Consider the following 12,180-nt stretch of genomic DNA (forward strand, 5'->3'; position numbering starts at 1 on the left):
CGCCCCTGGACGATGCAGGCGCATGGGCACATGCGCAGCGTCTTCGGAACCACGGCCCAGACCTGGGCCCTGAACCTTCGGAGACGCTGCCATGGCCTCGACTGTTCCTCCCGACACCCACGCCGTGCCCGTCAAGGAGCGCGACGAGTCACTCGACCTGCAGCCGTTCCTGGACGAAATCCAGGGCGACGCGGTCATGCACACCCAGGGCCTGGAGGCCCGGGAGGCCGCCAGCGCGGTGTTCTGCTCGCTTGCCCGGCGGCTGTCGGATGGCGAGGACGTGAAGCTCTTCCGTGCGCTGAAGGGCGGCATCGGCGCCATCCTGGGCGCCTGCTCGGTGCACCGGGGGCCCTCGCGCGCGAAGCGCATTGGCCGCGATGAGTTCATCACCGACGTGGCCGACCACCTGAACATCAAGCCGGACCAGGCCTTCCGCGTCGTCACCGCGGTGTTCACCGCCGTGCGCGACCGCATCCCCGAGGACGAGGTCCACGCCGTGGCGTCACAGCTGCCCGCGGACCTGGGCGACCTGTTCCGCAGGCCTGTCTGAGGGTCGTACGGCTTCACGCACGCAGGCGCGAGGCGAGCCGCTTCTGGTACGACTCGGGGCGGCGGCGGGCGAGCAGCCCGCGGCCGATGCCGCTCGCCGCGCCGATGACGACCGCCGTCCTGCGCTGAAGCCGCCTTCGCTCAGCCGCGCGCCACTTCCGGGCCAGCACCGGCGCTGCCCTCCGGAAGCAAGGCCTGCGGCGCGGCGGCGTCTCCGGACCGCCGGAACTCCATGGCGTCGTCGTCCACCCGGCCGTAGCGCATCAGCAGCAGGTCCCGCACGTAGTTCTGGTACAGGCGCCACGGGGCGCGCGTGCCCTGGCGCGGCAGCGAGTCGAGCGCGCGCTGCACGTACCCGGAGCTGAAGTCGAGCACGGGCTCCGGCGTCATGCCCGGGCCGCGCACGCGGGGCACGCATTGCGTGTAGCCGTGCTGCTTCATGTGGTTGAGCAGGCGGCAGGAGTACTCCGCCACCAGGTCGCATTTCAGCGTCCACGACGCGTTGGTGTACCCGAAGGCCGCGACGAGGTTGGGGACGTCGCTGAACATCATCCCCTTGTACGCCAGGGTCCGCGACAGCTGGACGGGCTCGCCGTCCACGGTCAGCGCGATGCCGCTCAGGATCTTCACGTTCAGCCCCGTCGCGGTGACCACCAGGTCCGCGTCCAGGTGCTTCCCCGAGCGCAGCTGGAGGCCCGTCTCCGTGAAGGACTCGATGTGGTCCGTCACCACGGAGGCGTGTCCCTCACGGATGGCGCGGAAGAGGTCTCCATCCGGCGCGACGCACAGCCGCTCGTCCCAGGGGTTGTAGCGGGGCGCGAAGTGCGTATCGACGTCGAACGTCTTGCCGAGCGCGCGGCGCACCCCCAGGCGCAGGAGCCACTTCATGAGGCCCGGCCGGCCGCGCGCGAGGTTGTAGAAGAACATGCCGCGCAGCACGTTCTTCCAGCGCGCGACCGCGTACGCCGCGCCCCGGGGGAGGACGCGTCCCAGCGCCCGGGCGACGCTGTCCTCGGCCGGCTGATCCGCGATGTACGTGGGCGAGCGCTGCAGCATCGTGACGTGCGCGGCGCGGCCGGCCATCGCGGGGACCAGCGTCACCGCCGTCGCGCCACTGCCAATGACGACCACGCGCTTGCCGCTGTAGTCCAGGTCCTCGGGCCAGTGCTGCGGGTGCACGACGCGGCCCCTGAAGCGCTCCGTGCCGGGCCACGTGGGCGTGTAGCCGCTCGCGTAGTCGTAGTAGCCGGTGCAGGTGTAGAGGAAGCCGCACGTCATGCGGACCGGCACGCGCTCCGGTCCCACCTCGGCGTCCACCGTCCAGCGCGCGTGCTCGGAGGACCACTCGGCCCGCGTCACCCGGTGGTGGTAGCGGATCCGCTGGTCGATGCCGTACTCCGCCGCGGTCTCCTCGATGTACGCCTTGATGGACGGCCCATCCGCGATGGCCTTGCCGCCATGCCACGGCCGGAACCGGTACCCGAGCGTGTACATGTCCGAGTCCGAGCGGACGCCCGGATAACGGAACAGGTCCCACGTCCCCCCCATGGCCGCGCGCCCCTCCAGGATGGCGTAGCTCAGGGTGGGGCAACGCGTCTGCAGGTGGTACGCGGCGCCGATGCCCGACAGCCCCGCACCGATGATCAACACATCCACATGCGAGGGCTGCGCGTCGGAGGACAGGGGCATCATGGGACTCCTCGTGGTACAGGAAGGTACCCAGCCTATGAGACTGTTGATGAGAGGTAGCAGTGAGGTCTGGTACCGTCAAGTACCAGCGCCAGGAGCCTCATGACCTCCCCATCCGACCAGGCGAGCGAAGGCCCCCGGGAACGGCTCGTCGCGGGCCTGGCGCAGGCCATCATCGAGGTGGGCTACGCCCGGGTGACGCTCGCGGACATCGTGCGGCACGCGCGCGTGTCGAAGCGCACGTTCTACGAGCACTTCGAGGACAAGGACGCGTGCCTGCTGGCGCTCTACGCGGCGCAGAGCGCCCGGCTCCTGGCGGAGATCCAGGCGGCCATCCAGCACGCGCCTCCCGGAGAGATGCGGGCCAGCATCGGCGCGGCCGTGTACCTCGCGAGCCTCCAGCGCCAGCCGGGGCTGGCGCGGACGCTGCTCGTGGAGATATTGCACGTGGGCCCGAAGGGCTTCGAGCTGCGCCGCCAGGTGATGCGCGGCTTCGCGGAGCTGATGCGGCGGGAGTTCGAGGCGGCGGGCACCGGGGACACGCTGTCGCCCGCGCTGGCCATGGCGCTCGTCGGCGGCATCAACGAGCTCATCCTGGAGGCCGTGGAAGAGGACCGCGTGGACCGGCTCTCGGAGCTGGCCGGTCCGGTCGCGGCGTTCGTGCGGGGCCTGCTGGAGGCGCGGGCTCTGGCGAAGTGAACGCGGCTCAGTCCATGTGCTCCAGCGGGATGCCCCGGGGCACGGACTCGAAGCTGCGCGTGTCCACCGCGGGCCTGCGCGCCCTTGCCCGGCCTGGAGCCACATGCTAGCCGATAGGTTTTCAAGCGAAGCACCGCCTGAGGGCCATGGCACGCACGACTCCACACGTCATCCCCTGCGCGGATGGCTTCGAGCTGCATTCCACGCTGCACACCTCCGAGGGCCCGGTCCGGGGCGTGGTGCTGATGCATCCCGCCACCGCCATGTCCGCGAGCATGTACTTCGCGTTCGCCGCGCGGCTGACGGACGACGGTTTCGCCGTGGTGACCTACAACTACCGGGGCGTGCACCCGTCGGGCGTGGCGAAGCGGACACGTGCCGGATTCCTCACCTGGGCCGACCAGGACGTGGACGCGGTGACCCGCTGGGCGGCGGAGCGATACCCGGGGCTGCCACTGCTCGCCGTGGGGCACAGCTTCGGGGGCCACGCCATCGCGTTGAGCGCGAGCAGCGAGCGCCTCACCGGGGCGGTGATGGTGGCGACCCAGGCCGGGAGCCTGCGGTTCATCCGCTCGTGGCGGGAGCGGATGCTGGTCGCGCTGTACTTGAAGATCCTCGGGCCGCTGTGCGCGCGGTTCCTGGGCTACATGCCCTATGCGCGGCTGGGGCTTGGCGAGGACGTGCCCGCCCAGGCGGCGCTGGAGTGGAGCCGCTGGGCGTCGCTGCCCCGCTTCTACTTCGACGACCTGCGGGTGGACGCCGCGGCCCGCTTGCGCCGGCCCCACATGCCGGTGCTGTCCATCGGCCTGGATGACGACCCCTGGGCGCCGCCCGAGGCCATCGACCTGGTCTGCGAGCACCTCACCGGCTGCGCCGTGGAGCGCCGGCAGCTCTCCCCCGCGGACACCGCGGGCCAGGGCATCTGCCACCTGGGCTTCTTCCGCGAGCACCACGCCGCCACGCTCTGGCCCACGGTGATTGACTGGCTGCGACGCCACGCCCCGGAGCGCGGCTGAGGGCCCGGGCGTCCCGCCGGTCCGTCACGCGACACGGACCGGCGGAGCCTTCAGCGGCGGCTCAGTAGCGGAAGCCCACCTGGAGCGACAGGCCGGGGTACTGGTCCACCGCGCCACCCGCGACGTAGGGGTCGCCCGGCTCCGGGTTGAACTTGAAGAAGTAGCGGCGCAGGTCCGCCTTCAAGCGCACGTCCAGGATGCGGTTGAGCCGGTACGCCAGCGTCGCGCTGCCCGTGACGGCGCCCGCGGACATGCGCGGGAACCACGCGTCCGAGGACAGCTCTCCGGAGTCCAGCGGGTGCTGGTAGCCAAGCCGGAAGTTGAAGTCGAACTTCTCCGACAGCGCCGCCCGCAGGCCCAGCCCCAGGCCCGCCGTCTTGTACTCCACGTTGGGCAGGTCCAACGGCCGCTCGCCGTCCACCGCGTCGATGCGGAACGTGCTCATCCCGTACGTGCCGGTGACCTCGAAGCCGTAGCGCTGCGCCTGGCCGAAGGGCATCACGTAGCGCAGGCCCGCCTGCCACTCGCGCGCCGTGGTGGGGTAGGAGACCGCCCCCGTGGAGCCGGTGGACTTCAGGCCGAAGGACTGATCAATCGAACCCGTGAGGCCCAGCCGCGCCAGCGCGCCCTTCTGGAAGGGCGCCAGCGGATACACCGTCACGTCGCCCGCGAACTGGGGCGCGCCCGGCAGCGCGACGCCGGCCACGTCCTTGCCCAGCGTGTACGGCCGCAGCACCCCGAACACGTCGTCCTTGTAGCGCAGCGACCGGCCGAGGAGCTTCAGGCCCAGCGCGCCCTCCACGAGCGGCGCGGAGCGCGACTCCTGCTGCGTGGAGACCGCGTCGTCCTGCTTCTCCGGCGCCTTGTCCTCCTTCCTGGGGGCGGCGGCCACCGGCTTGCGGATGGGCTCCGGGTCGGGCGTCTTGGGCTCCGGAGCCTTGGCCGGCGGCGGCGTCTCCGCGATGGGCGTCGCGGGCTTCACCGGCTCCGGCTCCACGGGGGTGGGCGGGGTGGGCGCCACCGGGGCGGCCTCCGGCGCGCGGGACTTCTGCAGGCCGCGCTCCAGCGCCGTCCACTGGCGCTTCACCGCGGGAGGCACCAGCTTCGCCGTGGCGGGCTTCGCGGCGGCGGGGGAGGCCAGCGCCTTGCCGTCCCGGCCGTTGCGCACGGTGATGCGCACCTGCTGCTTCTTGCCCACGGTGGCCGTGTCCGCCACCAGCACCGCGCTCAGGCCCAGCTCGCTCGCGACGGCGGCGGCGCCCGCGGGCTGCGTGGGATCCACCCCCCGGCGCGAGGCGGCGGCGCGCACCGCGGACTCCGGGACGACTTCGTAGCGGGCCGGACGGCGGTTGAGCTCCGCCTCCAGCACGTCGCGCGCGGCGTCCGCGTGCGGACCGGAGGCGAGCACCGCCACGCGGCGCGCCTCCGTCACCTTCGCGGCCTTGGACTTCTTCGTCGCGGACTGCGCCGTCTTCGCGGACGCCTTCCTGGGCGCGGCGTCCGCGGCGGGAACGAGCAGGAGGGCCGCGCCCAGCAGGGCGGCGGCGGTGACATGACGGGTGCGGGTCATCACGGGTTGGGCTTTCCGGCGACGAGCCACTCGGTGAGGCACGCGGTGTCCGCGGCGTTCAGCGCTCCGCCCTGCGGCATCCGCGCGCCGCAGCCCGGCGACGCCGTCAGCTTCTTCAGGAAGAAGGACTGGGACGGGTTGGCGCTGTCCGCCATCGGCTGGCTGTTGCACGCGGCGTTGGTGGTGTAGAGCCGCCCGGGCAGGCCGGCCGCCTGCAGGTCCAGGTTCGCGCCCGTGGCCTTGGTCTCCGTGGAGTGGCACGCGAAGCACTGCGCCTGGAGGATGCTCGAGGCGGTGGTGCCGGGGGCGCAGGAGCTGGCCCCGGTGAAGCGCTCGGGTTCATCGAGCCCGCCAGCACAGCCGGCGGTGGTGGCGAGGAGCGCGGCCGCGAACAGCGTGGCCAGCGGGGCGCGGGACGGACGACGGGCGGCGGCAAATGGGTTCGCGGACAAGTCGAGCACGGGGGCAAGAGGGGGGAACGACAAGCCCCGCAGACTACCCGGCCCGCGCGTGACTGTGCACCCCTCAACGGATCCGTTCGCGCTCGCGTGACACGCGCTCCCTTCGGCCGCCTGCCCATACCCCGGGTGGGCCGGTGTCATACCCCGGCTACCGGCGCTTCTTGAGGAAGCGGGTCACGCTGACCTTCCCGAAGCGGCCGCCGAACAGGTACCAGGTGAGCACCGCGCCGAAGAGGGCCGCCGCCAGCGCGATGCCGACGATGCCCAGCACCGGCGTGTTCCCGTACATGGGCGGCCGGGGCGCGAACGCGATGAAGGCGCCCACGATGAAGCCGCACGCGCACAGGCCCAGGAAGGCGATGACGGCCACGCTGCGCAGGTTCTCGTTGAGCTTGTCGAACTGCTCCGCGCGCACCGTGACGCTGAACTTGCCCGTCTCCAGGTCCAGGAGGATTTGCGACAGCTGCGTGGGCAGGTCCTGCGCCATGGACTGGAAGCGCAAGAGCGTGCGCATCAGGCCGCCCTGGAGCTGCGTCGGATCATACCGGCCCGCCATCAGCTCCTTGGCGTAAGGCAGCGCGACCTCCAGGATGTTCAGCTCCGGGTAGAGCCCGCGCAGCATCCCCTCCGTGGAGATGGAGGCGCGCGACAGCAGCGCGTACTCCTTGGGGATGCGGATGCGGTACTTCACCGCCAGGTCCAGCAGGTCGCGCAGGAGCGTGCGCGCGTCCACCTGGCCCAGCGTGGTGGGCAGGTGCTGGCCCAGGATGGACTCGATGTCGTTGCGGAAGCCCATCAGGTTGGCTCTCGCGTCCGGCACGCCCACCCGGTAGAGGATGCGCGCCACGGAGTCGCTGTCCTTGAGCGCCACCGCCAGGCACAGCATCACCAGCGTCTCCTGCATGGGGCGGGTGAGCCGGCCCACCACGCCGAAGTCCAGCAGCGCCAGCCGGTTGCCCTCCATCAGCAGCACGTTGCCGGGGTGGGGGTCGCCGTGGAAGAGGCCGTCGTCGAAGAGCTGGCGGAAGCTGGCCTCCAGGATGTGCTGGGCGATCTGCTTGCGGTCCGGCTCCGCCAGCGCGGCGGGGTTGATCTTCTCCCCGCGGATGAACTCCATGGTGAGCACGGTGCGGCTGGAGAGCGCCGCGTGCACGCGCGGAATCTTGAGGTACGGGCGGTCCTTGTGGTTCTCCAGGAACGCGCGGATGTTGGTGGCCTCGTTGATGAAGTCCAGCTCCTCGTGGATGGCCCGGTCGAACTCGTCCACGATGCCGGAGGGCGTGTAGATGCCCGTCTCCTCCACCACGGCCTCCAGCAGGCGCGCCAGCGAGCGCAGCACGCCCAGGTCCGCGTCGATGCGCTGGGCGATGCCGGGGCGCTGCACCTTGATGACGACCTCCTCGCCCTCCAGCGTCACCGCGCGGTGCACCTGGGCGATGGACGCGGCGGCGAGCGGCTCCGGATCCACCTGGGCGAACAGCTCCTGCACCTCCTTGCCCAGCGCGTCGCGGATCTGCGCGTGGACGGCCTCCAGCGGGATGGCCTCCACGTCGTCCTGGAGCGTGGCCAGCTCGTCCACGAACTCCGCGGGCAGGAGGTCCGCGCGGGTGGAGAGCACCTGACCCAGCTTGATGAACGTGGGACCCAGCTCCGCCAGGAAGAGGCGGAAGCGGCGCGCGGTGGACTCGCGGCGGGCCTCGTCGGAGACCTCCACCTTCTCCTTGCGCCCCCCGAGCAGGCGCCAGACCCCGGCGCGCTCGGTGACCTCGCCGAAGCCGTGACGGGCGGCGATGAGGGCGATCTGCCGGATGCGGTTGAGGTCCTGGAGGTTCATGACGGGGTCTGGAGGACAGCCTGGGCCGGGCGGGCCACGTAGCGCAAGAGGACGTAGCCCACGACGGCGGAGACGAGCGAGCCCGTCAGGATGCCCAGCTTGGCCTCCGCCAGCAGGGCCGGCTGTCCGGCGAAGGCCAGCCCGCCCACGAAGAGGGCCACGGTGAAGCCGATGCCCGCCACCACCGCCACCCCATGCAGCTGCGCGAGGCTGCCGCCCGCGGGCAGCGGGGACACGCCCGCCTTCACCGCCGCCCAGGTGAACAGGAAGATGCCCAGCTGCTTGCCCACGAACAGGCCCACGATGATGCCCAGGGGCAGGGGCTTGAGCAGGTCCGAAGGCGACATGCCGGACACGTCCACGCCGGAGTTGGCCAGCGCGAACAGGGGCACGATGCCGTAGGCCACGTACCCGTGCCACAGGTGCACGAAGCGGTTGAGCGGCGGCTCGATGTCCTCCAGCGCCTCCTCGATGTGCAGCAGCTGCGCGCCCCGCGCGCTCTCGTCGTCCGGCTGGGACACGAGCCCCTGGACGTACGCCGCCAGCTCCTCCAGCACCTCGCGCCCCGGACGGCTGGGGAGCGCGGGGATGGCCAGCCCCAGCACCACGCCGGACAGCGTCGCGTGGATGCCGCCGTGGTGCATGGCGTACCAGAGCGCCACGCCCACGACGGCATAGAACAGGCCGTTGCGCACGTAGAAGCGGTTGAGCCCCCAGAGCACCGCGACCAGGGCCGCGGCGACGGCCAGCCACTCCACGTGCAGGCCCGTGCCGTAGAAGAGCGCGATGACGAGGATGCCGCCGATGTCGTCGAAGATGGCGAGCGCGGTGAGGAACACGACCAGGCCGTGGCCCACGCGCGCCTTCACCAGCGTGAGACAGCCGATGGCGAACGCGATGTCCGTGGCCATGGGGATGGCCCAGCCGCCCTGCGCGGGCGTGCCGTGGGTGAAGGCGAAGTAGAGCCCCGCGGGCACCACCATGCCGCCCAGCGCGGCGATGAGCGGCAACAGGGCGCGGGAGAAGGTGCGCAGCTCACCCGCGGACAGCTCGCGCTTGATCTCCATCCCCACGAGGAAGAAGAAGAGCGTCATCAGCCCGTCGTTGATGAGCTCGCGGAAGGTGAAGTGGCCGCCGTGGCCCACGACCTCCAGGCGCAGGGGCGCGTCGAACACGGCGGCGTAGCTGGCGCTCCACGGGGAGTTGGCCCACGCGAGCGCGGCCACCGCGCAGAGCGCCAGGAGGATGCCGCTGCTGGCCTCCAGCCGGAAGAAGGCCTGCACGGGCGCGAGCGCTACCTTGAACAGGGCGGGGACGGGAGGACGGTTCGTTGTAGGAGAGGTCGCCATGTCTGCGGGCAGCCTGCCGGGGGGCAGGGGGCCTGGAAACCGTTTTCGGAAAAGGGCCCGCCGAAATGTCGGACGGCGGTGGTAGGCATACGCGGCAGGTAGGGACGCCGGTTCGTTGATCCGGGGGTAAGGTCGTGAGAGAAGGCCGGGGATGGCGTTGACGCAGCAGACCAAGACAGGCAAGGCGGCGGCCGTGGCGCCGCCCGACGAGGACACGACCCCGGACGTCGGAACGGGTGAGGCGCCCGCGGGAGCGCGGGAGATCGCCTCCCTGACGCCGATGATGCGCCAGTACCTGGAGGTGAAGGCGCTCCATCCGGACACGGTGCTCTTCTTCCGGCTGGGTGACTTCTACGAGATGTTCTTCGAGGACGCGGTGAAGGCCTCGGAGCTCCTGCAGATCACCCTCACGGCCCGGGCCAAGGGCGCGGACAAGATCCCGATGTGCGGGGTGCCGTACCACTCCTCGCGCCGGTACATCGCGAAGCTGGTGGAGCACGGCCTCAAGGTCGCCATCTGCGAGCAGGTGACGGAGCCGGGCGCGGGGCCGGGCATCGTGCAGCGCGAGGTGACGCGGGTCATCACCCCCGGCATGGTGCTGGACGACGAGGTGCTGGAGCCACAGGCCAGCAACTTCCTCGCGGCCGTGTGCTGGGGCGAGGCGGGCTTCGGCGCGGCGCTGCTGGAGGCGTCCACCGGCGAGTTCTACACCTTCGAGGCGCAGGGGCTGTCGGAGCTGGTGGAGGGCCTGTCGCGCGTGGAGCCGCGCGAATTGCTGGTGCCCGCGGGCATGCGCGACGCGCCGGAGGTGGCGCAGGTGTGCCAGCGGCTGTCGCGCGCGCCGGCCGTGGCGGAGGGCGAGGGCGCGGCCTTCGAGCCCACCCGGGCCTCCGCGTTCCTGCGCTCGCACTTCAACGTGCAGTCGCTGTCCGCGTTCGGGCTGGACGGCTCGCCGCTGGCCACCGGGGCGGCCGGGGCGGCGCTGCGCTACCTCAAGGACACGCAGAAGACGCCCGCGGCGCACGTGGACCGGCTGTCGCGCCAGGAGCGCGCGGGCTGCCTGGTGATGGACGAGTCCTCGCGGGGCAACCTGGAGGTGCTCAAGAGCCTGCGCGACGGCGGGCGCAAGGGGTCGCTGCTGGGCGTGCTGGACCGCACGGCCACGGGCCTGGGCGCGCGGAAGCTGGCGCGCTGGCTGTCCGCGCCGCTGTGCTCGCTGCCGGAGATCGAAGCGCGGCTGGACGCGGTGGAGGAGCTGTCCGGCAAGAGCGTGTGGCGCGAGGAGCTGGTGGCCACGCTCAAGGAGGTGGGCGACCTGGAGCGGCTGTGCGGCCGGCTGTCGCTGGGCGCGGGCAACGCGAGGGATTTGCGCGCGCTGGGGCTGTCGCTGTCGCAGCTGCCCAGGCTGGGCGCGGCGCTGTCGCGGTGTGACTCGGCGCTCCTGAAGTCGCTTTCCGGGCCGCTGGGCGCGCTGCCGGAGCTGGCGGACCTGCTGATGCGCGCGGTGCTGGACGAGCCGCCGGTGGTCATCCGCGAGGGCGGCTTCATCCGGCCGGGCTTCCACGCGGAGCTGGACGACCTGGTGGCGCTGTCGACCACGGGCAAGGACTACCTGCTCAAGCTGGAGCAGCGGGAGAAGGACCGCACGGGCATCTCCTCGCTGAAGATCCGCTACAACAAGGTCTTCGGCTACTACCTGGAGGTGACGAAGGCGAACCTCCACGCGGTGCCCAAGGACTACATCCGCAAGCAGACCACGGTGGGCGCGGAGCGCTTCGTCACCGAGGAGCTGAAGGAGTACGAGGAGAAGGTCCTCACCGCGGAGGAGCGCCGCGTGGTGCTGGAGCTCCAGCTGTTCGAGGAGCTGCGCACGAAGGTCATCGCCGCGGCGCCGGGCATCCGCTCCGCGGCGGAGGCCGTGGCCACGGCGGACGCGCTGGTGTCCTTCGCGCGGTGCGCGGCGGAGTACGGCTACACGCGGCCGCAGGTGGACGCGGGGCAGGGGCTGACCATCACCGGCGGCCGGCACCCGGTGGTGGAGCGGATGCTGGGCTCGGGTGAGTCCTTCGTCCCCAACGACGTGCGGTTGGATCCAGAGGACGCGCAGCTGTTGGTCATCACCGGCCCGAACATGGCGGGCAAGAGCACGGTGATGCGGCAGGTGGCGCTGACGGCGCTGATGGCGCAGGCGGGCTCGTTCGTGCCGGCGAAGGCGGCGCGCATCGGCCTGTGCGACCGCATCTTCACGCGCGTGGGCGCGGCGGACAACCTGGCGCGCGGGCAGTCCACGTTCATGGTGGAGATGACGGAGACCAGCCACATCCTCCACCACGCCACGAACAAGAGCCTGGTCATCCTGGATGAGATTGGCCGTGGCACGTCCACGTTCGACGGCCTCTCCATCGCGTGGGCGGTGGCGGAACACATCCACGACAAGGTGGGCGCGCGGGCGCTCTTCGCCACGCACTACCACGAGCTGGTGGACCTGGCGCGCGAGCGGCCCCGGGTGAAGAACCTGTGCATCGCGGTGAAGGAGCAGGGCGGCAAGGTCATCTTCCTGCGCAAGCTGGTGCCCGGCGGGGCCAGCCGCTCCTACGGCATCGAGGTCGCGAAGCTCGCGGGCCTGCCGCCGGAGGTGGTGTCGCGCGCCCGCGAGCTGCTGCAGAACCTGGAGTCCGGCGAGCTGGACGACGCGGGCCGTCCCCGCGTGGCGGTGCGCTCCACGAAGCGCGCGGCGGTCGCGAACGCGGGGCAGCTGGGGCTGTTCGGGGCCGCGCCACCGCCGGCCGCCGTGGCCGCGCCGCCCGTGCCGCCCGCGCACGCGGAGGTGCTGGAGCTGCTCCGCACCGCGAGCATCGACAGGATGACCCCGCTGGACGCGCTCAACCTGCTGGCGAAGCTGAAGCAGGAGCTCGGTTCGTCCTGAGGGGCAGGGCGGTCGCACGCAATTGTTTCCGCCCTGGTTCGATAATGGGAACAGGACGGAAGCAAGGGGGCTGCTTCCACAACGGTG

At 71.6% G+C, this 12,180-nt stretch carries 9 protein-coding genes; 4 read left to right on the forward strand and 5 right to left on the reverse strand.

The features are described from left to right. Positions 1–91 precede the first annotated feature (91 nt). Positions 92–550, forward strand: coding sequence for a DUF2267 domain-containing protein (locus tag AABA78_RS15915; protein WP_338263924.1), 459 nt, complete (start codon positions 92–94; stop codon positions 548–550). 140 nt (positions 551–690) lie between these two features. Here the strand turns inward: AABA78_RS15915 and AABA78_RS15920 are convergent, their stop codons facing one another. Beyond that, entirely contained in the window at positions 691–2,241 is a 1,551-nt protein-coding gene (locus AABA78_RS15920) for a flavin-containing monooxygenase (protein ID WP_338263925.1), read from the reverse strand. 99 nt (positions 2,242–2,340) lie between these two features. Between AABA78_RS15920 and AABA78_RS15925 the strand changes: the two genes are divergently transcribed. Together AABA78_RS15925 and AABA78_RS15930 are read left to right on the forward strand one after the other, a co-directional pair. Beyond that, complete coding sequence (locus tag AABA78_RS15925; protein ID WP_338263926.1) at positions 2,341–2,937, forward strand: TetR/AcrR family transcriptional regulator; 597 nt, start codon at positions 2,341–2,343, stop codon at positions 2,935–2,937. A gap of 146 nt (positions 2,938–3,083) precedes the next feature. Continuing rightward, the gene (locus tag AABA78_RS15930) at positions 3,084–3,953 is read left to right on the forward strand and encodes an alpha/beta hydrolase family protein (RefSeq protein ID WP_338263927.1); all 870 of its coding nucleotides are present in this window, start codon (positions 3,084–3,086) and stop codon (positions 3,951–3,953) included. Between the two features lie 61 nt (positions 3,954–4,014). Here the strand turns inward: AABA78_RS15930 and AABA78_RS15935 are convergent, their stop codons facing one another. From AABA78_RS15935 to nhaA, 4 genes are all read right to left on the reverse strand, one after another. Next, on the reverse strand, positions 4,015–5,523 hold the full coding sequence (locus tag AABA78_RS15935) for a hypothetical protein (RefSeq protein WP_338263928.1): 1,509 nt from the start codon (positions 5,521–5,523) through the stop codon (positions 4,015–4,017). Further along, positions 5,523–6,008: a hypothetical protein gene (locus AABA78_RS15940; RefSeq protein ID WP_171417848.1), complete on the reverse strand. Its 486-nt coding sequence runs from the start codon at positions 6,006–6,008 to the stop codon at positions 5,523–5,525. Before AABA78_RS15940 ends, AABA78_RS15935 begins: the two co-directional genes overlap by 1 nt. A gap of 124 nt (positions 6,009–6,132) precedes the next feature. After that, positions 6,133–7,818 (reverse strand): ABC1 kinase family protein, encoded by a 1,686-nt coding sequence (locus tag AABA78_RS15945; protein WP_338263929.1) that lies wholly within the window; start codon positions 7,816–7,818, stop codon positions 6,133–6,135. Beyond that, a complete protein-coding gene (gene nhaA / locus AABA78_RS15950; protein WP_338263930.1) occupies positions 7,815–9,167 on the reverse strand; it encodes a Na+/H+ antiporter NhaA in 1,353 nt (450 codons plus the stop codon). The genes AABA78_RS15945 and nhaA overlap by 4 nt, the downstream gene beginning before the upstream one ends. Before the next feature lie 151 nt (positions 9,168–9,318). Between nhaA and mutS the strand changes: the two genes are divergently transcribed. Continuing rightward, a complete protein-coding gene (mutS, locus tag AABA78_RS15955) occupies positions 9,319–12,093 on the forward strand; it encodes a DNA mismatch repair protein MutS (protein ID WP_338263931.1) in 2,775 nt (924 codons plus the stop codon). Positions 12,094–12,180: the final 87 nt, after the last annotated feature.

Source organism: Corallococcus caeni (assembly GCF_036245865.1).
Lineage (GTDB): Bacteria > Myxococcota > Myxococcia > Myxococcales > Myxococcaceae > Corallococcus > Corallococcus caeni.

Excerpts from the sequence above, each read along its gene's own strand:
- AABA78_RS15930 (WP_338263927.1), top strand. The coding sequence starts at position 3,084 with ATGGCACGCACGACTCCACACGTCATCCCCTGCGCGGATGGCTTCGAG.
- AABA78_RS15915 (WP_338263924.1), top strand. The coding sequence starts at position 92 with ATGGCCTCGACTGTTCCTCCCGACACCCACGCCGTGCCCGTCAAGGAG.
- AABA78_RS15935 (WP_338263928.1), bottom strand. The coding sequence starts at position 5,523 with ATGACCCGCACCCGTCATGTCACCGCCGCCGCCCTGCTGGGCGCGGCC.
- AABA78_RS15925 (WP_338263926.1), top strand. The coding sequence starts at position 2,341 with ATGACCTCCCCATCCGACCAGGCGAGCGAAGGCCCCCGGGAACGGCTC.
- AABA78_RS15920 (WP_338263925.1), bottom strand. The coding sequence starts at position 2,241 with ATGATGCCCCTGTCCTCCGACGCGCAGCCCTCGCATGTGGATGTGTTG.
- mutS (WP_338263931.1), top strand. The coding sequence starts at position 9,319 with ATGGCGTTGACGCAGCAGACCAAGACAGGCAAGGCGGCGGCCGTGGCG.
- nhaA (WP_338263930.1), bottom strand. The coding sequence starts at position 9,167 with ATGGCGACCTCTCCTACAACGAACCGTCCTCCCGTCCCCGCCCTGTTC.
- AABA78_RS15945 (WP_338263929.1), bottom strand. The coding sequence starts at position 7,818 with ATGAACCTCCAGGACCTCAACCGCATCCGGCAGATCGCCCTCATCGCC.